19 protein-coding genes and 1 pseudogene are annotated in these 22,046 nt (G+C 62.8%); 9 read left to right on the forward strand and 11 right to left on the reverse strand.

Translation table 11 applies throughout. From position 1 onward, the window contains the following. Window positions 1-60: 60 nt before the first annotated feature. From MHK09_RS02250 to MHK09_RS02275, 6 genes are all read right to left on the reverse strand, one after another. Window positions 61-1,293: an MFS transporter gene (locus MHK09_RS02250; protein ID WP_005324537.1), complete on the reverse strand. Its 1,233-nt coding sequence runs from the start codon at window positions 1,291-1,293 to the stop codon at window positions 61-63. Further along, a complete protein-coding gene (locus tag MHK09_RS02255) occupies window positions 1,290-1,934 on the reverse strand; it encodes a GntR family transcriptional regulator (RefSeq protein WP_005324538.1) in 645 nt (214 codons plus the stop codon). The genes MHK09_RS02250 and MHK09_RS02255 overlap by 4 nt, the downstream gene beginning before the upstream one ends. 65 nt (window positions 1,935-1,999) lie before the next feature. Then, on the reverse strand, window positions 2,000-2,623 hold the full coding sequence (locus tag MHK09_RS02260) for a metallophosphoesterase (protein ID WP_005324540.1): 624 nt from the start codon (window positions 2,621-2,623) through the stop codon (window positions 2,000-2,002). Then, a complete protein-coding gene (locus MHK09_RS02265; protein ID WP_250412555.1) occupies window positions 2,613-4,277 on the reverse strand; it encodes an ABC transporter permease in 1,665 nt (554 codons plus the stop codon). The genes MHK09_RS02260 and MHK09_RS02265 overlap by 11 nt, the downstream gene beginning before the upstream one ends. A 3-nt stretch (window positions 4,278-4,280) precedes the next feature. Beyond that, entirely contained in the window at window positions 4,281-5,342 is a 1,062-nt protein-coding gene (locus tag MHK09_RS02270; RefSeq protein ID WP_250412556.1) for an ABC transporter substrate-binding protein, read from the reverse strand. Window positions 5,343-5,351: 9 nt separating this feature from the next. Beyond that, entirely contained in the window at window positions 5,352-6,332 is a 981-nt protein-coding gene (locus tag MHK09_RS02275) for an ABC transporter ATP-binding protein (protein WP_250412557.1), read from the reverse strand. A gap of 158 nt (window positions 6,333-6,490) precedes the next feature. On the opposite strand from MHK09_RS02275, the gene MHK09_RS02280 reads away from it, so the two are divergent. Continuing rightward, window positions 6,491-7,879 carry a DNA polymerase IV gene (locus MHK09_RS02280; protein ID WP_250412558.1) on the forward strand — a complete coding sequence of 463 codons (1,389 nt, stop codon included), beginning with the start codon at window positions 6,491-6,493 and terminating at the stop codon, window positions 7,877-7,879. On the opposite strand, the gene MHK09_RS02285 is transcribed toward MHK09_RS02280, so the two are convergent. After that, window positions 7,876-8,769, reverse strand: a complete 894-nt coding sequence (locus tag MHK09_RS02285; RefSeq protein WP_250412559.1) for an asparaginase — start codon at window positions 8,767-8,769, stop codon at window positions 7,876-7,878. The genes MHK09_RS02280 and MHK09_RS02285 overlap by 4 nt on opposite strands. A 108-nt stretch (window positions 8,770-8,877) precedes the next feature. On the opposite strand from MHK09_RS02285, the gene MHK09_RS02290 reads away from it, so the two are divergent. Further along, window positions 8,878-9,528, forward strand: coding sequence for a WKL family lipoprotein (locus MHK09_RS02290; protein ID WP_179386707.1), 651 nt, complete (start codon window positions 8,878-8,880; stop codon window positions 9,526-9,528). On the opposite strand, the gene MHK09_RS02295 is transcribed toward MHK09_RS02290, so the two are convergent. Further along, window positions 9,529-10,470 (reverse strand): hypothetical protein, encoded by a 942-nt coding sequence (locus tag MHK09_RS02295; protein WP_250412560.1) that lies wholly within the window; start codon window positions 10,468-10,470, stop codon window positions 9,529-9,531. Window positions 10,471-10,511: 41 nt separating this feature from the next. Between MHK09_RS02295 and lspA the strand changes: the two genes are divergently transcribed. From lspA to MHK09_RS02320, 5 genes are read left to right on the forward strand one after another with little or no spacing between them, the layout of a single operon-like run. Then, on the forward strand, window positions 10,512-11,003 hold the full coding sequence (lspA, locus tag MHK09_RS02300) for a signal peptidase II (RefSeq protein WP_436232097.1): 492 nt from the start codon (window positions 10,512-10,514) through the stop codon (window positions 11,001-11,003). Continuing rightward, complete coding sequence (locus MHK09_RS02305) at window positions 10,996-11,922, forward strand: RluA family pseudouridine synthase (RefSeq protein ID WP_005324559.1); 927 nt, start codon at window positions 10,996-10,998, stop codon at window positions 11,920-11,922. The genes lspA and MHK09_RS02305 overlap by 8 nt, the downstream gene beginning before the upstream one ends. After that, complete coding sequence (locus MHK09_RS02310) at window positions 11,919-12,455, forward strand: hypothetical protein (protein WP_040425205.1); 537 nt, start codon at window positions 11,919-11,921, stop codon at window positions 12,453-12,455. Before MHK09_RS02305 ends, MHK09_RS02310 begins: the two co-directional genes overlap by 4 nt. Before the next feature lie 60 nt (window positions 12,456-12,515). Then, the gene (locus MHK09_RS02315) at window positions 12,516-13,556 is read left to right on the forward strand and encodes an HNH endonuclease signature motif containing protein (protein WP_250412561.1); all 1,041 of its coding nucleotides are present in this window, start codon (window positions 12,516-12,518) and stop codon (window positions 13,554-13,556) included. A 9-nt stretch (window positions 13,557-13,565) separates the two neighbouring features. Next, window positions 13,566-13,835: a hypothetical protein gene (locus tag MHK09_RS02320; RefSeq protein WP_005324562.1), complete on the forward strand. Its 270-nt coding sequence runs from the start codon at window positions 13,566-13,568 to the stop codon at window positions 13,833-13,835. Here the strand turns inward: MHK09_RS02320 and rarD are convergent. Further along, entirely contained in the window at window positions 13,822-14,673 is an 852-nt protein-coding gene (rarD, locus tag MHK09_RS02325) for an EamA family transporter RarD (protein WP_040425232.1), read from the reverse strand. The genes MHK09_RS02320 and rarD overlap by 14 nt on opposite strands. A gap of 45 nt (window positions 14,674-14,718) precedes the next feature. On the opposite strand from rarD, the gene dnaE reads away from it, so the two are divergent. Both dnaE and MHK09_RS02335 read left to right on the forward strand, forming a co-directional pair. Further along, complete coding sequence (gene dnaE / locus MHK09_RS02330) at window positions 14,719-18,291, forward strand: DNA polymerase III subunit alpha (RefSeq protein ID WP_005328847.1); 3,573 nt, start codon at window positions 14,719-14,721, stop codon at window positions 18,289-18,291. A 72-nt stretch (window positions 18,292-18,363) separates the two neighbouring features. Then, a pseudogene (locus tag MHK09_RS02335) lies at window positions 18,364-19,554 on the forward strand (cobalamin-independent methionine synthase II family protein). Between the two features lie 49 nt (window positions 19,555-19,603). Here the strand turns inward: MHK09_RS02335 and MHK09_RS02340 are convergent. Then, window positions 19,604-20,089, reverse strand: coding sequence for a hypothetical protein (locus tag MHK09_RS02340; RefSeq protein ID WP_250412562.1), 486 nt, complete (start codon window positions 20,087-20,089; stop codon window positions 19,604-19,606). A gap of 62 nt (window positions 20,090-20,151) precedes the next feature. After that, window positions 20,152-22,017, reverse strand: a complete 1,866-nt coding sequence (locus tag MHK09_RS02345) for a choice-of-anchor I family protein (protein ID WP_250412563.1) — start codon at window positions 22,015-22,017, stop codon at window positions 20,152-20,154. Between the last annotated feature and the right edge of the window lie 29 nt (window positions 22,018-22,046).

Here is a 22,046-nt window from a genome sequence, read left to right on the forward strand (position 1 = left end):
CGCCACCTAAAAGTAATTGCCCAGCCTTAGCGGCTGGGCAATTTTTATGAGTGATAGGACTTAACGGACCGGGCCGGGCAGGTGAGCGCGCCAACCGAGGACCACGTTAACGAGGCAGCACAGTGCAAGCACGGCGCCAATGAGGAATAGGGTGGTAAAGCCGAGCAGCGGCGCGAGTGCGCTGAAGGCCATGGGGATAAAGAAGCCGGTATAGGAGACCGAGTAGTACACGGCGGTGAGGCCGGCGAGTTCTTCGGCGCGGGCGATGCGCTGGACCTCGGAGAGACCGGCGACAAGGGCGAGGCCGTAGCCTGCACCCATGACAGCGGCACCGGCGATGCCGAGCGGCAGCGACCGAGTATGAGAGGCAACCGCGCCGAGGATGGTGCCCACGGTGATAACGCCCATGGCGACTGCGGATGCGCGGGCCGAGCGGCTGGTATCGATAACCTTGCCGAGCATCTGGATGCCAACGCCGCAGCCCAAGGTGATAACGGTCATCAGGCCGGAAAAAGCGATGGGGGCATCGCCAGCGGACTCGGACAGAAGCTGGGGCAGGAGGGCATAGGCGGCGCCAGCGCAGCCGAAGACCCACGGGGCGACCGGCAGAACAATGCGCACGAAGCGGTGGTGCGCTGCGGAGGGAATGTGCAGCATGCGCAGCATGTCGCGGATGCTTAAGTCAAGGAAGGTGTCTTTTACCGTAGCGCCACGCGGCGGGCGGGTTTCCGGGGTCTTCATCAGCCAGATAGCGGTGGCAACGGTGAGGAGGATGTGCAGGATATACGCCAAGTGGGTCGGCCACGGACCCCACTGGGCCAGCACCGATGCGAGGCCGGCGCCGATGAGGAAGCCTAAGGTCAGACACATCGAGGCGTGGCGCGGGCCGGCAGCGGGATCGCCGCCAGCGCGGGTGATGAGCTCTGCCACCCACGTGGAGCCGACCGCCATGACGATGCCCAAAGCCAAGCCGCACATGATGCGGCCCACGGCGATGACGAGTGGCTCGTTCGGTGCGATGGACAGAAGGAAGGAACCGAGCAGCGATAGTGGCGCGGCAGGCAGCATCGTGGGGCGGCGGCCAATGTAGTCCGAAAGCGGGCCAGAAATCAGCAGCGCTGGCACGATGCCGAGTACGTAGGCGGCCAAGAGGCCATTGACGGTGACCTGCGAGAAGTGTGACTCCTCGCGGTACATAACTAGGAGAGGGGTGAACTCATTGCCGCCCCACGCGACAGCGACCATGCTGCCAGCGACGGGAAACCATGAGTGTTTGGCAAACTTTTCGGTCATAGTTGATTCCTCGAGTTGGTTAGGTGGGTGTCCAATGCGGAAAGGTAGGCGTCGAGGTCGCCGGTGCGGAGGGCATCGGCAAGCGTGCGGTGCTGATCCACGAAGGTGCGGGCGCGGGCCACGTTGCGGCCAATGGCCGTGGCGGTAAAACGCTGCTGGCGTTCGCGCAGCTGGTGTCCCAGCCCGGCTAGCAGGCTATTGGCACCGCCATCCATGATGATCTGGTGGAAACGCGCATCAAGATGCGTATAGGCATGCAGGTCTGCGCCATCCAACGCAGTGTCCTGCTCCGCGATGGTCGCGTCCAGCTGATCAGCGATGTCCGCGCGCTCGGCATCAGACATTGCGCAGATCTTTTCAGCACAGTGCCTATCCACGAGCAAGCGTGCCTCATAGACCTCGCGGATTTCTTGCGGGCTGATCGGCACGATGAGCGCACCCCGCCTGGGGTAGAGCTGCAGAAAGCCTTCGACCTCTAGGCGCAGGAAAGCCTCGTGCATCGGGGTGCGGCTAATTCCCATTTCGGTAGCCAGGGAGGCCTCGGAAAGCATCTGCGAGGGCTCGAAGGAGCCGTCAATGATCTTCTCTTTGACGAAGTCATAGGCGCGCTCCGCGGCGGGCTGCATTCGTTCATTGGACATGCATCCATCTTGCATGCAAGCTTGCATGCAAGCAAGCGTGCGGTGGCACTTTGTGGGGAACGGATCTAGCTAGGCAAACGTGTGACGTGGCACGTATCGGGGTCGAAGAGTAAGCCGTGGCCCATGCCGACCCAGCCGATGAAGGGGGCGTCGGCAAGCGTGTGCGGGGAGTGGACGTGCCCAAGGATCCAGGCATCGGCCTCGCAGGCCTGTAGCTCAGCCACGGAAAGCGGCAGGCAGGTGCCTTTAGAAAACTCACCGGTGACGGAAGAATGTAGGAGGCCGAGGACGGGTCCGTCGCTCGGGCGCGGTGGAAGCTGGAGGCGGCGCGGGTCCGGATCGGTGGCCACCGCTGCGGTTAGAACCGTGGTGTTTCCTATGCGAAAGGAGTGCACCTGCGTGCCGTGGACCGTGACCTCGGGCGGGAAGTCCAGATTGTGGTGGGTATCGTGGTTGCCGGAAATGAAGTGGACCTCGCCGAACAGTGTGGCAGCGTGGGCCATGACGGCGCGGGCCTGGGGCACGAATTCGGACGCCTCAGCGTTGCGGTCGATGATATCGCCCAAGCATACGCACGCCGTGGCTCCACTATTGGCGGCAACTTCGAGTTCTTGCAGGGCCCAGTCCAGCCCAGGGGCGCCCGGGCGGCCTAGGTGCAGATCGGCAAAGACAAAAATGCTAGCGGGCATGTGCGGCCTTTCGGTTTTGCCACCAGGTGATAGCTACCAAGACAACGGTGGAGGTTCCGACGCCGATGAGCGTCATGGCCATGGCCTCGGCACGGTGGCCTTGATCGAATTGGTTCATGATCCACGGAGCCAAGAGGTTGACTTGGCTCGGGCGAATGAGTGAGGACATGACCAGCTCGCGGATGCCTACGAAGAAGGCGAGGAGCCAGCCAGCGAAGATGCCAGGGGCAAGCAGTGGCAGGGTGATGCGCCCAAAGGTATGCAGAGTGGAGGAGCCGGAAATAGCAGCGGCCTCGTAGACGGTAGGGGAGACGGAGTCTGCTGAAGCCTTGATGTTTTGGATGGCCATGGGCAAAAAGAGCACGGTGAAGGCCATAACTAGCATGCCCATAGTGCCGTAGGGCGACCATGGCAGCCAGGGAGAGTTCCACAGCAAAATAAATCCAATGGCCAGGACAATGCCGGGAACGGTGTCGGGGGCGATGGCCAAGAAATCGCTGAATTTTGCGGCAATGGTGCTTTGGCGGCGGGTGAGCACCGTGACGAGGACGCCGAGAGCAACGGCGGTGGTCGCGCCAAGGGCGCCTAGTCCGATGGAGCGAACAAGTGCCTCTTGAGCGGTGGGCATCTGCACAACGATGGAAAAGTAATCGAAGGTGAGGTTATTAGGCGTAGGCGGGGCCGAGCGCAGAATGGTCATCGCGGCCAAGGTGATGGAAAGGTAGGGGATGACCACCGCGGCCATGAAGATTATTGCGGTCACCACAGCGCCGAAGACGGTGCCGACCGAGCCGAGGCGGATATGTACGGGGCGGCTTACTCGGCCACCGCCGGAGAGGTCGCGGCGTGAAATCCACTGTTGGAAAGCCCAGGCGGCCACGCCGATGGCAAAGAGCACCGACGAGGAGGCAGCGGCGCTGGAAAAATCGAGGGGGTCGATGGTGACGTCTTCATAGATGGAGGAGACGAGCACCTTGTAGCCAATGGCGTTGCCAAGCGTAACTGGGGTGCCAAACTCGCCGGCGGCCTTAATGAAGATAATCAGCGCGCCGAGGGAAAAGGGGCCGATTATGTTCGGAGCGATGATGCGCACGGCTTGTTGCCAGCGGCTCGCGCCGGCTATCTGTGCCATCTCCAGCGTGGACGCCGGAATGGAATTGAGGCAGGTGCGCAGGATGAGATATAGGAAAGGGAAAAGCTCCGCGGCCATGATGAAGGCCATGCCCCACACCGAGTAGATGGCATCGTGGGCGAGTTTGCCGGCGCCGTGGCCGAGCAGCATCTCGGCCACACCACCGCGGCGGGTGAAATCCATCCACGCCATCGCCGCCGCAAAGGGCGGGGTCATAAACGGGATCATGATGACGATCTCGATCCAATTGGCCCTGCTAAACCGCGTCCACGAACGGAGGAAGGCGAGCGGCGCGGCCATGAGCGTGGCAAAAGCCACGACCAGCACGGAGAGCAGGACGGTATTGCCAAGGATGTGCAGCATGCCCGGTTGGACAATGCTGCCGAGGGCTGAGGGCTCATCGTGGTAGCCCACGGCCGCGTTGACCAGCACGGAGGCTAGCGGCGCGGCGACGAGGGCAAGCAAGATGAGAAGGACCCCGTAGATCCCAAGGCGACGTTGGGGAGTGGTGGTGGAGCTCATCGGTTACTTCAGGTAGCGCTTGGCAAAGGTTTCCTTGATGTCCTTGGACTGAGAAACCAGGCCATCGAGGTCATCGTTGAGGGTCTTAATCTCATCCAGCTTCGGGCCATTCTTTGGAGCGATGTCCTTATTGGCCGGGATCATGTTCTTGGAGGCCGAGATCTCCTGCGCCTCATCGGAGAACATGAAGTCGACGAATGCCTCTGCGGCTTCCTTGTTATCGGAGGACTTGAGGATCATGACTGGGCGCGGGGTAACCGTGGTGCCGGAGGTTGGGATAGCAACCTCGAGCGGCTCGCCCTTCTTCTGCGCGGAGTATGCGGAGTAGTCAACGCCGCCGAGGACGATGCCGCGCGAGCCGGAGGTGACCTGGTCGAGCGCTGGGCCATTGGCGCCTTGGACGATCATGCCGTTGTCAAAGAGCTTGTCAAAGAGATCCCAGGTCTTTTCCTCGCCCCATTGGTCCACCATGGCCGCGATGAGGTCGGCCGCGGTACCGGATTCGCGCGGGTCCGGCATGATGATTTGGTCCTTGTACTTTTCATCGGTGAGGTCCTCCCAGTCCTTCGGGGCCTCGTCCACGACGTTGGTGTTGGTTACCAGCGCTAGGGCCGAACCATCGCGGCCGGTAAACGCCCCGCTTTCCGACGCCCACTTGGGCTCAATCTTGTCCGCTCCCTCCGGCGTGTACTTTTCAAGGGCGCCGGACTTTTCCTGCTTGCTAGCTGCCGCCCAGGAGGCGAGGTAGACCACGTCAGCCTGCGGGTTGGCTTCCTCGGCCTTGAGCTTGGCGGTGATCTTGCCGGTGGTATCGGCAAAAACGTTGATGTGGACGTCGGTCTTTTCTTCGAAGGCCTCCACGAGGGCGTCGGTAAGCCCCTGCGGGTTAGCCGAGTAGTAATCCACCTCGCCGGACAGGCCTTCAGGTGCCTGCCACTTTTCGGCAGAAGAGGTGGACTGGTCGGTGGCGGTATCGGCGCTGTCCTCGACGGATCCGCAACCGGTCAAGGCGAGCGCACCAGCAGCGGTGGTGGCGATGGTGGCGGTGAACTTCTTGGTAAACATGTGTGGCTCCTATGCAGAAAGAGAAGATGGATAGTTGAGGTAGACGGTCTCGCCGCGAGTGAAGCGATGCGGTGAATACGTCACCCAGGGTTCCTCCGCTCCGGGGACGTCGCAGCGCAACTCGTAGCGCCCACCGATGTAGTGAGTGCCAAGAACCTGCGCCTCGACCCGGCGCGGGGAGGCGCCGGTGTCTTCCTCCGCAGTGGTGACGGTGAGATTTTCTGGACGCACATTGGGCAGCTGTGGGTGGCGGTTCATGGTGCCTACAAAGCCAGCGATGAAATCGGTGGCCGGCTGTTCGTAAAGGGTGACCGGATCCGCGAATTGTTCGATGTGGCCCTGGTTCATGACAACGACGCGATCCGACATGGCAAGTGCCTCGGCTTGGTCGTGCGTGACGTAGATGACCGTGAGCCCCAGCTCCTGTGCCAGCTGGGTGAGCTCGGCGCGGATTTGCACGCGCAGCGCGGCGTCGAGGGCGGAGAGCGGCTCATCCATAAGCAGGACATCTGGATTAGAAACCAACGCGCGGGCGATGGCAACGCGCTGCTGTTGGCCACCGGAAAGTTGGTTCGGCCGCGCCTTCGCCTTGGAAGCGATGCCCACCATGTCCATGCAGGCGCGGACTTTCTCGGCCCGCTGGCCTGCCGCCACCTTATTGCCTGGGGTGGTCAGCGGAAACTCGATATTCTTTTCCACCGTCATGTGCGGCCACAGTGCGAGGTCTTGGAAGACCATAGACAGCCGGCGCTTATTGACGGCCACGTTGGTTCGTGGACCAAATACCTCCATCTCTCCGAAGGAGATGGTTCCCGCGTCAGGCGTTTCTAATCCGGCTATGCAGCGCAACAGGGTGGACTTACCGCAGCCGGAGGGACCCAGAATAGAGATGAATTCACCGCGGTTGATACTTAGATCGGTCTCGTGGAGGCCCGTATTATCGGCGAATTCGCGCTTAACGCCGCGCAAGATGACGTGGGGTGAGTTCATAATCAGCGAAATACTTTCTTCAAGAAATGACCTCGAAAAAGATAAGGCCGCAATATTGCATGTGGGTGACGTGAAGATGGAAAGAAATAAAAGCTTTAATTAACGGCACGCAAACACCCAGGAGTGCATGTGGAGGTGCGCCTATTAGACTGGGCCGCATGCAACGCTGGGTTCTACACATCGACATGGACGCGTTTTTCGCCTCCGTCGAGCAGCTGACCCGGCCTACCCTGCAGGGGCGTCCCGTCCTGGTGGGAGGTACCAGCGGGCGCGGCGTGGTGGCCGGCGCCTCCTATGAGGCGCGCGTGTACGGTGCGCATTCGGCCATGCCGATGTACCGCGCGCAGCAGCTTGTTGGACTTCGCGCGGTGGTGGTGCAGCCGCGCCGGGCAGTCTATTCAGCAGCCTCGCGGCGCGTATTTGGCATCATCGCGCAACACGTGGAGGTTATCGAGCAGCTTTCTATCGATGAAGCCTTTATGGAACCCGCCGCCTTGGAAGGAGCGAGCGCGGAGGAGGTCAAGCGCTGGGCGGATGAGCTGCGCGCGCTCATTCGGGAGGAGACGGGTCTGCCGTGCTCCATTGGGGCGGGCTCGGGCAAACAATTTGCCAAGATTGGCTCCGGCGAAGCGAAGCCCGACGGCACCTTTGTTATTCCGGCGGAGCGCCAGCTAGATATGCTGCACCCCCTTGCGGTGAACAAGCTGTGGGGAGTCGGCCCGGTGACTGGGGCGAAGCTCAAGTCCATCGGCGTAGAAACCATTGGGCAGCTAGCGGCGATGACGCGCAAGGAAGTAGAGATTTCCATCGGCAGTGTGGTGGGGCTGCAGCTGTGGCAGCTGGCCCGCGGCATTGATGACCGTGAGGTGGCGCCGCGCGCTATTTCTAAACAGATTTCTACCGAGCACACCTACCCGAAAGACCTGCAGACCGCCCCTGAGGTCGATGCAGCCATCACTCGCGCGGCGGAGGGTGCGCACCGCCGGTTGCTTAAGGATGGGCGCGGCGCGCGCACCGTAACGGTAAAGCTGCGCATGGCGGATTTTCATATCGAATCGCGCTCGACCACCTTGCCCTATGCGACTGACGACGCCGCCGTGCTCACCGCCGCCGCCTTCAAACTCGCCCGCTACCCCGATGAGCTGGGGCCCATCCGCCTGGTAGGAGTGAGCTATTCCGGGTTAGAGACCGCTCGCCAAGACGTGCTTTTTCCGGAGCTGGATCGCGAAATCGTGCGCCCTGCACCGGCAGATACGGACTATGAAACTGGGGTGAGTGACGACGCAACGCCGACCATTCCAGCGCCCACGGTGACGGTGGAAGAAGAAACCGATAACCAGTGGCACGCCACGCAAGACGTTTTCCACCCCGATTACGGCCACGGTTGGATTCAAGGCGCCGGCCACGGGGTAGTCAGCGTGCGCTTTGAAACCCGCGCCACGGGTCCTGGCCGCACCAAATCCTTCGCGGCTAATGATCCCGCGCTCGTGCCAGCAGACCCGCTCGACTCGCTGGATTGGCAAGACTGGCTGACCAGCGAGGACTAGCCCTCCTGAGCAAAAAGCTCTGCCGGATCGGTGCCGGTGGCCAGCGCCGCCGCGAGCAGGATTCGCGCTTGGCTCGGGCGGAACCATCCGGCGTTGATGGCGCCACGCTTCCCCAGGCTCGCGCCACCGCCGTCGCCACCGTAAGCCAGCGCCGTCGGGCCATAGGGGGTGCGGGTAGAAATGGCGATGGGGAGACCGGCGTGGAGGGCGTCGGCAAGCGCGCGGCCCATGTCCTCGCCCATGTTTCCCGAGCCCATGGCCTCCACAATGAGACCGGAGGTGGGGGAGTTTACGGCGGCGTCGACCAGCAGGCGCCCCGCTCCCGGATAGGCGGGGATTATCTCGATACGCTGCGACGCCAGCGGGGCAGGATGCAAGCGAGGAGTAGTGCCAGGAACGGGCAGCGACTCAAACCCACGCAGGTCACTGGTGTGCCGCTTACGCGCACCGCGCGCCGGGATGGTCTCGCCGCCGAAGCAGAGGAAAACCCCAGGGCGCCCGCTGGCCGCAAGCTCGCGGGCAGCCCGAAGATTGGTGGGGCCGTCGGCCGCGGGGTGATCGTAGGCGCGCTGCGCGCCCGTAAGCACGATGGGTTTTGCCCCTCCACAGAAAATCTCCAACGCCAGCGCGGTTTCCTCCATGGAGTCGGTGCCATGGGTGATGATCACGCCACCGATGTCCTCGCGCGCGGTGTGCTCATTGACCACCGCAATGAGCTCATCGAGGTCCGCCAAAGTAATAGAGGAGGAGTCGAGCTGGCGAAACTCCACTACCTCGGCGTCGATTTCAGCGGCGAGGTCCGCGCCGGAGATGGTGGGAACCAGGGAACCATCGGCCACGGTGGTGCACGCGATCGTGCCGCCGGTGGCGATCAAAGCAAGTCGGGTCATGCACTCAAGGTTAAAGAAATCTCCGCCCACGCGGCGGGCGCAGCCCGGAAAAGGCTGGTGCAGCTGTAAACTGATGGGAGTTTAGAACCCAGACGTGAGGAGTTAGAAGTGAAATTCCGCAAGTTTAGCGCCGCGTGCCTCGCACTGACCGCGGCCACCGCCCTGGCCGCCTGCTCTTCCGACGACGAGCAGGACGATACCGCCGCCACCAACACCGAGGCGCAGGAATCCGCCTCTTCCGACGGCGATTCCGCCGCCCCAGCGCTGCCATCCCCGGCGGATCTCAACGCCATCCTGGCCAAGGCCACGGATCCGAACGCCTCTGAGCAGGAAAAGACCGCCACCGTGCAGGGCGGCGAGACCGCACCGGAAATCTTTGACACCATGGCACAGTCCAAGGCGGAATCCGGCGCCGAGTTCGAGGTCGTCGATCCTGTGCTTCCGGGCTATGACCCGCAGTCCGTGCTGACCACCGTGAACTTCACCACCGCTGACGGCCAGCAGCAGACCGCTGAACAGGTGGAATTCGTGTACGAAGACGGCACCTGGAAGCTCTCCAAGGCGTGGGCTTGCACGCTCATCCAAAACACCGTGCCGCCGGAGCAGGTTCCGGAAATGTGCGCGGATACCGGCGCCGGTGCCTCTGCACCCGCCCCGGCACCGGCCGAGGGCGATGCTGCCCCGGCTGAAGGCGACGCCCCGGCTGCCGGCGCCGAGCAAGCTCCAGCCGAGGCCCCTGTAGAAGCCCCGGCCGAGTAACTAGGAAAAGTTCAGCTCCGTCAGGCTCGACTGCACCACGCGCAGCTCCGAGCCGGCGGCGCCATAAATGACCTTCGTGTCGAAAGACACGTCACCGCCCACGGGCAGCGGCTTGCTCAGGTCTACCGTGATGTTGCCCTTGGACTGGGTGCTGGAGTCCACTACCTTAAGCTCCTTGTCTTCCAGGTCCGTGCCCTGGGCCTGGCCTTCAAAGGACAGCGCGCCTAGCGACGGCCGCTGTTCTACCTCTACGTTGAGCTTGACCTGGTCGCCCTCGATGGAAGCGACCGTATAGCGCGTGGTCTGCAGCAGGGTGGACTCGCCGGTAACGCGCGAATCCACCGTCCAGCTCGCTCCCTTGCCTACCTCCTCGGTGGGGAAAACCACGGGCAGGGCCGTCAGCTTCATAATTGCCTGTTCCACGGAGCCACGGGCTTCATCCGTGGCCTCCTGGGGTGCGGCAAGGCGCAAGGAATTCATCTGGCCGGTATTTTGGCCTCGCCAGCCAAATTGAAATCCCTCGGCCGAAGAGACGTCGGTGTCGCCAGAAGTTTCCGGCGCACCGGCCGTGACGAACGCATTGCGGGTGGCGGGCAGCTGATCTTCAACGTCCTCGCTAGCCTTATCTACCTTGGCCGATAGCGGCAGGGTAGTGGTGGTCGATTCGACGTCGGAGGCCTGAAACTTCTCGGCCGCTGACTTTTTGAGCAGGTCCTGCGAAAAACCCTCGGTAACGCGGTAGTTCACGTCCTGCGTGGAGTCGATATCGCGGTATTCCAGGAGCTTTTTCTCCCCGGTGCCGGGATTGTCCACGGTGACGCGTGGGGCGTCGATAGTCAGGCCCACGGGCTGTTCTACCGCGGGTCCCGGCTTTTCATAGGAACACGCCGTAAGCGCTACGGCGGCTGTGGTCAGGGCTGCAAAAACTTTGACTCGAAACACGCTTACCAAAATACCGGACGCTCCCGTTTAGAATAGAGCGGGTGAGTCAAAAACGAAGGAGCAAGACAGGACTTATCGCCGCGGTTGTCATCGCCGTGGCGCTGGTGGACCAAGCCGTGAAACAAATAATGCTCTCCATCCTTACGGAGGGCGAGCCCCTGCCGGTCATTGGGGATTGGTTCCGGTTTACCCTGCTTTTTAACCCTGGCGCGGCCTTTTCCATGGGCGGGGAGGGATCGACGTGGCTTTTTACCACTATCCAGCTGGTCTTTGTGCTCGGCGTGGCCATTGCCGCCCCGCGCATTACCCACTCCGGCCAGGCGGTGGGCCTAGCGCTCATCGCCGGTGGTGCGTTGGGTAATTTCGCTGACCGCATCTTCCGCGCCCCCGGCTTCTGGTTCGGGCACGTGGTGGACTTTATTTCGGTCGGCTCTTTCGCCGTGTTCAATATTGCGGACGCGGCCATTACCTGCGGCGTGGTGCTGTTCATTATCGCCATGGTGATGGAGGAAAGGAAGGCCGAGCATGAATAGGCAGATGCGCAGCTTCCCCATTCCTGAAGGCCTAGAAGGCATGCGTGCCGACGCCGCCCTGGCCAAGCTCCTTGGCCTTTCCCGCAGCGCCACCGCGCAGCTGTGCGCCGAGGGCAGTGTGACCATCGATTCCCAAGAGCTGGGCAAATCCGAGCGATTGACTTCCGGCAACGTGGTCTCCGTGCTTTTGCCGGAGCCAGAAAAGCCGTTGCTGCCGCGCGAAGAGCTGGTCGAGGGCATGGACGTGCTTTACAACGATGCCGATATCATCTGCGTGCATAAGCCGGTGGGCGTGGCCGCGCACCCCAGCGTGGGGTGGGACGGGCCGACGGTGATTGGTGGGCTGCGCGCGGCCGGTTATACCGTGGCTTCGTCCGGGCCGACCGAGCGCAAGGGCATCGTGCACCGCCTCGATGTGGGCACGTCAGGCGTGATGGTCGTGGCTTCCTCGGAGCGCGCCTATTCCGCGCTCAAGCACGCCTTTAAGTACCGCAGCGTGAAAAAGACCTACCACGCCGTGGTGCAGGGGCTGCCGGATCCCATCGAGGGCACCGTTGATGCGCCCATCGGCCGCCACCCCAAGTCGGGCTGGAAATTCGCCGTGCTTGACGACGGCAAAGCGGCCATCACCCATTACAGCCTCATCGAGGCCTTCCGCGAGGCCAGCCTCATCGAGGTGCACCTAGAGACCGGCCGCACCCACCAGATTCGCGTGCACATGTCCGCCACCGGCCACCCGTGCGTGGGCGACCCAATGTACGGCTCGGATCCCAACTTGGCTAAGCGCCTTGGGCTTCAGCGTCAATGGCTGCACGCGGTAAAGCTCGGCTTTACCCACCCCGGCACCGGCAAGTGGTTCGAGATTGAAGCGCCGTACCCGGCCGATCTCGAGCACGCTTTGGAGGTTCTGCGGGGATGAGGAAGGTCTACCGGCGGCGTCGGCTAGCGGCCCTGGCGGTGCTTGCGGTGCTTTTCTTGGCCGCGCTCGCGCTTTTTGGCGCCCTAGGGACCCAGGCCTCTTCGCAAGTACAAGGCGATCAGCTCGGCCCGGATGGCGAGACGCGCGCGGAGTATATTGCGCGCGTATCCGGTAGCGACATTCCGGACGCGCCTGCCTACGCCCTTGTTACCTTCGACGAGGATTTGCCACCCGTAGCCGCCGCGGCCGCCGTCGCCGCCGCCCCGCGCATGGATGCCATCCTTATCGGCTCCACCGCCCCCATTGACGTCCCCGAACCCACCGCCGGCGAGGACCGCGCCGCTGTCATCCAACGCGCCTTCGACCGCATCGATGCCTCCTATGGCCAGCGCCCCTCCGCGGTGAGCGCCGCCGTGGTGTGGGGGTCGGGCGCGCAGCTTGCCGACGTCGCCTCCACCCCCTCCGTCGCCGCCGTCGAACCCGCACCCGCGGACGCCGCCTGGGGCAGCTTCGCCATCCGCCCTCCCAGCTAATATCGCCCTCCTGGGACCTGTGGCGCGCGGTGGCCGCCCAGCGCTTTTAGCATCGAGGGCATGGAACACATTCGGGCTTATATCGCGGCGCTCAACTCGGCGATGGACCTCCTCGCCGAGGCCGCCGACGCCTCCGCCGCGGACCTTACCGCCGCCGGCATGCCCGATGCCACGGCTGACACTATTGCGCAGCTCGCGCAGGTCTACTTCGGGACCACCAGCTTTCGCCGCCGCCAACGCCGCGCGGTGGACGGGGCCCGCCGCAACCGGCATTCGCTGCCGACGCTGGCGGTCATCGAAAAGCATGCCCGGCGCGCGCCCACGCAAGCCCGCGCATGGGCCCTGCGCGCCGAGCTCACCCATATCGCGTGCGATACGCGGGAGATGGAAAGGCGTGCTCGCAAAAAGCTGCGCGAGATGCGCGCGCCGCGCGAACCCAAGCCGGGGGTGCGGTTGCGGCGCCGCGCCGCCGGCAAACCCTGGACGCTGTCCATCACTGGGCCGTCCGCACTCATCGCCGAGTTACACCAGCATGCCGGTTCGCTTGCCGACGTCACCTCCCTCTTCCGCACCGGTACCGGCGCCGCCGCAACCGTGCGCACCAACGTTGTGGTGCCACTGGATAAGTTGGTTGGCGTGGCCCATGGCAGCGACGATGTGGTGTTGACCATGACCAATGGCGCGCAGATTACGGGTGCTGAATTGGCCCAGCGTGCGCTTGCCGAGGAGGGATTTGTCACCCTGCTCCACCCCGTAGAGGGCCCAGTGAACTTGTACCGCATGCGCCGTGGGGCCACCTGGAAGCAGTTCATGATGGCCGCGGCGGAAAATCCCACCTGCCCGGTCAAGGGATGCAATAAGCCTGCCGATGAGTGCCAGGTTCACCACATCTTCAGTTGGGCCGGCGGCGGGTGGACCAATGCGAAGAACCTCACCACCGCTTGTGCCTATCACAATGGTCGCAATGACGACCACCGCACCGGCCCGCCACGCAATGGCCGCTTCGAGCGCACTGCCCGCGGCGTGCGCTGGGTCAACCCTTGGGATCCGCCCCCACCGGACCTCGTCGATACCGGGCCCACGAATACGACCACCGCGTAGACTAGACCTATGTCCTCACGCCAGCCCTTTTCGCAGTGGATGCCCAACTACAAATTTGGCTATATCGCCGCGTGGGTCGCGGTGGTGGTTTCCGGCATCGCGCTTTTCATCGGCCTTGTCACCGGCGGCACCCCGATGACGCTGGTGTTTTCCGGGATCGTATGTGCCTATGGCATTTTTCTCGTCGTGGTGATGCCGCGCTGGGCGCTGCGCGCAGAAGAGGAACAGGCGGCGCGTCGCCGCGCCCGCGCCGCCCGCGAGGAACTTAAGCGCTCCTAGCCATGCGCACCAAGTCGGCGACGTAAATCGCCACCGCCACGCCGATGATGCCGAAGCCGATCCAGCGGTGCGTCGAAAAGTGCTCGTGGGTGACAAAGAGAGCCCACAGCATCTGCATGATGGGGGTGAGGTATTGGAGCATGCCGATCGTCGATAAGCGCAGTGTCCGTGCGCCCTCCGCAAAGCAGAGGAGCGGCAGCGCGGTAATCAAGCCGGCGCTGACCAAAAGCAGCGCGTGGCCGACTCCCTCGCTGGCGAAAGTGCCCTGGCCGCTTGTTTCTAGCCACAGGATGTAGCCCACCGCCAGCGGTGACATCACGAGCGCCTCCGCCGCGACCGAGACGGCCGAGGATACCCGGACCTGCTTTTTGAGCAGCCCATAAAAGCCGAAGCTGAAGGCCAGCAGCAGCGAAATGTATGGCGCCTGGCCGGTAAAGAACGTCAAATACAGCACCGCGATGGCCGCAACCCCTACAGCGCCGGCCTGCCATGGCCGCAGTCGTTCCTTCAAAAACACCATGCCGAGGGCGACCGAAACCAGGGGATTGATGAAATACCCAAGCGCCGCATCGGCCACGTGGTTGCTATTAATCGCCACCACGTAGGTGCCCCAATTGACCGTGATGAATACACCCGCGGCCGCAAGCCAACCCCACGTGCGCTTGTCCATGCGCGCCATTTCGCGCCACCGGCCGCCGAGGAGCAAAAATCCCGTGACCAGCACCGCGGTCCACAACACGCGGTGAGCCAAAATTTCCAGCGGCGATGCCGGCAGCAACAGGGGAAAGAACGCGGGGAAAAATCCCCACATGATGTAGGCGGCGAGCGTGTAGAGCATCACAAAATAATAGCCCATTTTGACCGCCCCGCTATGATGAGCCGCATGGCCAAAAACTCCTCCTTCGTCCACCTGCACAACCACACCGAGTTTTCCATGCTGGACGGCATGGCCAAGGTCGATATGCTGGCAGACGAGGTGGTTCGCCAAGAAATGCCGGCCGTCGGTATGACCGACCACGGCAATATGTATGGCTCTGATGCTTTCTACCGCCGCATGACCGGCGCCGGCGTCAAACCCATCATCGGCATCGAGGCGTATATGGCGCCCGAATCCCGCTTCAACAAAAAGCGCGTGCTGTGGGGCACGCCGGATCAAAAGCGCGACGACGTCTCCGCGTCCGGTGCCTACCTCCACCAAACGATGATCGCGGAGAACGCCACCGGCCTGCGCAACCTCTTTACTTTGTCTTCGCTGGCTTCCTATGAAGGTCAGTTGGGCAAGTGGCCGCGCATGGACGCCGAGCTCATCGCCGAGCATGCCGACGGCATCATCGCCACCACCGGTTGCCCCTCTGGCGACGTCCAGACCCGCCTGCGCCTCGGCCAGTTCAACGAGGCGCTGGAGGCCGCGGCCATGTGGCAGGACATCTACGGCAAGGACAACTTCTTTTTGGAGTTGATGGACCATGGACTGGACATCGAAAAGCGCACGCGCGATGGCCTGCTAGAAATCGGCCGCAAGCTAGACCTGCCCCCACTGGTGACCAATGACTGCCACTACGTGCTGGAGTCCCAGGCGCCGGCGCACGAGGCGATGCTGTGCGTGCAGACCGGCAAGACTTTCATGGACCCGGACCGCTTCAAGTTCGGCGGCACCGGCTACTACATTAAGTCGGCCGCGCAGATGCGCGAGACCTGGGACGATATGATTCCAGATGGCTGCGATAACACCCTGTGGATTGCCGAGCGCGTGCAGGACTACGGCGAGATCTGGGAAGAGCACACCCACGATCGCATGCCTATTGCCGACGTCCCCGAGGGCCACACCCCAACTTCCTGGCTCACCCATGAGGTGATGGAGGGCCTGCAAAAGCGCTTCCCCGGCCAGGACGTTCCGGAAGAGTATATCGAGCGCGCCAAGTATGAGATCTCCGTTATTGAGATGAAGGGCTACCCGTCCTACTTCCTCATCGTGGCCGAGCTCATTAAGCACGCGCGCTCCGTGGGTATTCGTGTGGGGCCGGGCCGTGGTTCGGCGGCCGGCGCGCTCGTCGCCTACGCGCTGACCATTACCAATATCGACCCGCTGGAACACGATCTCCTCTTCGAGCGATTCTTGAACCCTGAGCGCCCTTCCGCACCCGATATCGATATCGACTTCGACGACCGCCGCCGTGGTGAAATGATTACCTATGCGGCCGAGCGCTGGGGTGAGGACAAGGTGGCGCAGGTGATTACCTTCGGCACGGTGAAGACTAAGCAGGCCATTAAGGACTCGGCCAAGGTGCACTTTGGCCAGCCCGGCTTCCAGATGGCCGACCGCATCAACGGCGCGCTGCCGCCGGCCATCATGGCCAAGGACATTCCGCTTAAGGGCATCACGGACCCGGACCACGAGCGCTACTCAGAGGCCGCCGAGGTCCGCCAGATGGTGGAATCCGACCCGGATGTGAAGAAGATTTATGACACGGCGCGGGGTTTGGAGGGCGTCGTCAGGCAGGCGGGCGTGCACGCCTGTGCGGTGATTATGGCTTCGGTCCGGCTCATGGACCACATTCCAATGTGGAAGCGCCCGGCCGACGGCGCTTATATCACCGGCTGGGATTACCCGGCGTGCGAGGCCATCGGCCTGCTGAAGATGGACTTTTTGGGCCTGCGCAACCTCACCGTTATCGGCGATGCGATTGAAAACATCAAGCGCAACCGCGGCGAAGAAATCCACTTGGAGCAGCTGCATGCCGACGACCCCAAGGTTTCCAAGGTCTATGACCTCCTCTCGCGCGGCGATACGCTGGGCGTCTTCCAGCTCGACTCCGGCGGCATGCAGGAGCTGCTCAAGCGCATGAAGCCGACCGGCTTTAAGGATATTGTGGCCTCCCTTGCGCTCTACCGCCCAGGCCCGATGGGTGTGAACGCCCACTGGGACTACGCGGACCGCAAGAACGGCCGCAAGGAAATCACCCCAATTCACCCGGAGCTGGAAGAGCCGCTCAAGGAAATCCTGGATGAGACCTACGGCCTCATCGTTTATCAGGAGCAGATCATGCGTATCTCGCAGAAGGTCGCCAACTACACGGCCGGCGAAGCAGATGGCTTCCGTAAGGCAATGGGTAAGAAGAAGCCCGAAGTGCTGGCCCAGCAGTACGACAAGTTCTGGGGCGGCATGCAAGAAAACGGCTACTCCAAGTCCGCCATGGACGCGCTGTGGGGCACCATCGAGCCCTTCGCGTCCTACGCGTTTAACAAGTCCCACGCCGCAGGCTACGGCTTGGTGTCCTTCTGGACGGCCTACCTCAAGGCCTACTATGCACCGGAGTACATGGCCGCGCTGCTGACCTCGGTGGGCGATAAAAAAGATAAGTCCGCCATCTACCTTTCGGATTGCCGCCACCTGGGCATCAAGGTGCTGCCACCGTCCGTCAACGAGTCCGAAGAGGACTTCCAAGCGGTGGGAGAGGATATCCGCTTCGGCATGGGCGCTATCCGCAACGTTGGCTCGGAAGTGGTGGAATCCATCATCAAATCCCGCCACGACAAGGGCGCGTTTACCTCCTTTAGCGATTACCTGGACAAGATCGAGCTCGCCGCCTGCACCAAGCGCGTGACAGAAGCTCTCATTAAGGCCGGCGCCTTCGATGACTTGAACCACCCGCGCAAGGGCCTCATGCTCATCCACGAGGACGCGGTGGATGCGGTGCAAACCACCAAGAAGGCCGCGGATAAGGGACAGTTCGATCTCTTCGCTGGAATTGGCGGGGGAGAAGACGACGCGGCCTCCAACGCCTTTGCCTTGGACATTCCAGAAGACAACTGGGATCGCAAACACGAACTTGCCCTCGAGCGCGAAATGCTGGGCCTATATGTTTCCGGCCACCCTCTCGATGGCTTCGAGGAGGCGCTGGCCGCGCAGACGGACACCCCGCTGACCAAGATCCTCAACGACGAGGTGCATAACGGCCAAGAGCTCATCATCGGCGGCATCATTTCGGGCGTGGACCGTCGCTTCTCCAAGCGCGATGGCTCGCCGTGGGCCATTGTCACGGTGGAAGACCACAACGGCGCGCAGGTGGAAATCCTGGTATTCAACAAGGTGTACTCGCTCGTCGCCCCGCAGATTGTGGAGGACAATATCATCCTCGCGCGCGTGAACGTCAAGGTGCGCGATGAGCGCCGTTCGCTGTTCTGCTCCGATATCCGCGTGCCGGAGCTGGGCCCGGGCGGCGGCGCCGGCCTGCCGCTGCGCCTGACCATGCGCACGGACCAGTGCACCATGGAAAACATTGCCCGCCTCAAGCAGGTCCTGCTCAAAAACCAGGGCGAGTCGGATGTGTACCTCGAGCTTGTCGATGGCTCCGAGTCCACCACCATGATCCTCGGCGACCACCTGCGTGTGGAGCGATCCGGCAACCTCATGGGCGACCTCAAGGCCACCATGGGTGCGGGCATATTAGGCTGAATTTAAACTCTGCGGCGGCAGGCCCCCTCCACTAATCTAGACAGCACAGTCTATAACGATGGAGGAAACCTGATGGTGAACAAGATTCGCACCACCCACGTCGGCTCGCTGCCGCGCACCCCGGAGCTGCTGGAAGCCAACCTGCAGCGCGGGGAGCTGCCGGCCGCGGAGTTTCAGGGGATTTTGGAGGCTGCGGTGGCGGACGTCGTCAAGCGGCAGCTCGATCTCGGCGTCGATATCATTAACGAGGGCGAGTAGGGCCATATCACCTCTGGCGCGGTGGATTATGGCGCGTGGTGGAACTATTCGTTTAGCCGCCTGGGCGGGCTGACGATGACCGATACCGACCGCTGGGAATCCGCCGAGGTGGTGCGCTCTAAGCCGGGTGAGCCGCGGCTGACGTCCTTTATTGATCGCCGCGACCGCGCGCTGTTCTCGGAGGCCTATAATGACCCGGATTCCGGCATCTTCACCGGCCGCGCCAAGGTGGCGAACCCAGAGTTCACCGGCCCTGTGACCTACATCGGCCAGGACGAGGTCGCCGCCGATGTGCGCTTGCTTGCCGACGCCCTCCCGGCCGGCACCCCCGGCTTCATCGCCGCCCTTTCGCCCGGCTCGGCAGCGCGCCTGACCAACCGCTACTACGACGATGAGCATGAGCTGCTTGCCGACGTCGGCCGCGCCATGCGCACCGAATACCAAGCCATCACCGATGCTGGGCTTACTGTGCAATTCGACGCGCCCGACCTGGCCGAGGCCTGGGACCAAATCAACCCGGAGCCGTCCGTGGAGGACTTCCGCGGTTTTATTCGCGAGCGCATCGATGTGCTCAATGATTCCATCTCTGGCCTGCCCAAGGAACAAACGCGCCTGCACATCTGCTGGGGCTCCTGGCACGGCCCGCACGTTACCGACGTGCCCTTTGCGGATATCGTCGAGGAAATCCTGCGCGCCGAGGTCGGCGGATTCTCCTTCGAGGCCGCTTCGCCGCGCCACGCGCATGAGTGGCGCGTGTGGCAGGACCATGCGTTGCCGGAAGGCACCGTGATTTACCCGGGCGTGGTCTCTCACTCCACCAACGCGGTAGAGCATCCGCGCCTTGTGGCCGATCGCATCATCCAATTCGCTGAGGTAGTCGGCCCGGACAACGTCATCGCGTCGACCGATTGCGGCTTGGGCGGCCGCCTGCACCCCCAGATTGCCTGGGCGAAGTTGCAGTCCTTGGTCGAGGGCGCGGAGATTGCTACCCGCGAACTCTTCTAAAACACACAAAGCCGCTCCGGAGCTCCGGAGCGGCTAAATTATTCAGTGCTTAGAAGCGCACGCCCAGCTGCTTGAGGGCATTCTTCATCGGCTCCAGCACGGCCGGGTTCACCTTGGCAACCATGGTGAAGGCCTGCAGCAGCGCGGCAACGAGGCTGGCAGCCACGGTAACCCAGCTCATGACCTCGAGGAACTTCTCTGGGGAAGAGGAACCCCAGATAGGCAGGCGCTTGAGTGCCTCGATCTGGTGCGCCTCTGCCTCCTCGGCCACGCAGTCCGGCTCCTTTGGCATTCCGGAAGAGCCGTAGCCGTTGGCCAGGCCCTGCATGAGCTCCTGCGGGGTGCGGGCGGAAGATCCGAGCTCGCCGCTCTCAATCTTCTTGAGGTGCTCTTCCTTGGCGTTGTCGACCTCGGCCTGGCATTCGGCCGAAATCTCCTTCGGCTTATCTTCTGCGGCAGAAGCGGTTGCTGGTGCAACGAGGCCCGCTACCACGGCGGTGGCGGCGACGAGCGAAGTGCTGAGACGGTTGCGCATGGTTCTCCTTTAGAGTGAGAGGTATTAGCCTCAAATAATTTAGCAGGTAAACCCCGGAAGGTCTATGGCAAAAGCTTGCGCACCTGGGCCGGCAACAGTGCATAGAACTCGTCGACGGTCTTCGGCAGGAAGCCCAGCGCCCCGCCAATCAGGGCGCCAAGACCTACCAAACCGGCCACGATGCCCACGCCGGCAGCGACGCTGCTGCCGCTGCTGCCGTTGCTGGATCCAGTGGAACCCGCAGACGTGGAGGGGGAATCGTTGTCATCGGAGGCGTCGGTAAGCAGGTCCTTGACGGAGAACACGGTGGTGGTGCCGGATACCTCGTTGCCGGCGATGAGAAGGGCGTCCTCGGTAGGGGAGTCAGCGGCGGGAACGAAGGCTAGGCCCTCTGGTCCGAGGTCGCCGGCCTTGGTGGTGGCAGCGACATCGTCCTCGTCGTAGCCAACGGAGAAATCGCGATTGTTGACGTAGGTGACAAACTTTGCCTCGGCGGGGGTGGTTACGTCGTAGACGAAGATGCCGCCCACGCGCTCTGCGCCGATGAAGGCGTAGGTGCGATCGCCAACCTTGCCGATGGTCAAGGCTTCCGGCTCTGGTCCCTTGTTATCGGAGCGGTCATCGAAATCCGGATCCTCGTTATCGGCGTTGAAGTTCAGGCCGGGCATATCCTTGGTGATGTTCTCGAAGTCCGCACCGGAGTCGAAGACGACGTTGCCTTCGGCGTCGTAGATGCTAAAAGAGCGCGATCCATAGGAATATAGGCCGTCGAAGCATTCCTTTTCTTCGTTCCAGCCAGAAGCGTTGGAGAGCTTGAGGTTGCCGGCGATCTTCTTATCCTCAATGCCCTCGGGAAGCTCGAGGTCATCGCAGACCTTGCCGTCCTTTACTAGGTCCTTGAGCTCTACTTCGTCGGTATAGCCGCCCCATTCACGGGCATCGCCTTCGTTGGCGGTGGCGAAATAGGTCTGGCCTTCTGCCTCGAAGGCGCCGATGGAGTCCGGCATGGACAGGCCCTTGACCGGAATGGTGCGCAGCTCCGCGGCGTCATCCTTATTGGACGGATCCAGCGGCACCTGGGAGTGGTCTGCGATATAGGCGGGGATTACCTTTTCCACGGTGGCGGACTCGATATCGATGATCGCGATGGCGTTGTTTTCCTGCAGCGTGGCATAGGCCTTGCCGCCCGCGGAGGAGATGTATTCCGGTTCGAAGTCCCGGGAGGGCAGGTTGTGGTGCGCGGAGGGGCCGAAGACGCGGATCGAGGGGTCGAGGTCGGCGGTGTCAAAGGCGGCGAAGTCGGCCGTGTGGACGTCGCCAAGCGCGGGCGCTGCGACGTCCACGGGCAGGCTGATGACGGAAATGGAGCCCTCCGGGTCCTTGAGATAGGCGGTGCCCTCGGCGTTGAGGGCGTCGGAAGGCTCGCCCTCGTTGGCTACCAGCGCGTGGCGGCCGTCGGCGGTGAGGTGCACGTTATCGGGCAGGGCGCCTACGCCTACGCGCCCAAGCTCCTCGCCGGTTTCGGCATTGAAGAACAGCGCCTCGCCGTTGTCGGTTTTGTCCGCCTGCTGTACCGCGGCGACGGCCAGGCCATCGGGGCGCACGGCCACGGAGTTGATTTCCTTGTCCCCGCCGGCGGAGAGGGCGCCGATCTTGCGCGGCTGGGTGGGGTCGGAGGCGTCCAGGATATCGACCTCGCCGGAGCGCGCATTGACGGTGAGGATGCGCTGGGACGCAGCGTGGTAGGCGACGATTTCGGCGGCGGATTTGCCCAGCACGCCGGATTCATGGGAACCGATGGGGGTCAGCTGCAGTGCCGCGTTGGGGGCGGAGTGTTCCAGCACGTTATCCACGATGTGGGCGTGGGCGGCCGGGGCACAGGCGAGGACGAGCGAGGAGGTAACGCAGAGAGAGATGCGCTTGAGCATAAGTATTCCTTTCTTGTGGTTATGTCCAC

It is taken from the genome of Corynebacterium tuberculostearicum (genome assembly GCF_022347235.1).
Taxonomy (GTDB): Bacteria; Actinomycetota; Actinomycetes; order Mycobacteriales; family Mycobacteriaceae; genus Corynebacterium; species Corynebacterium tuberculostearicum_F.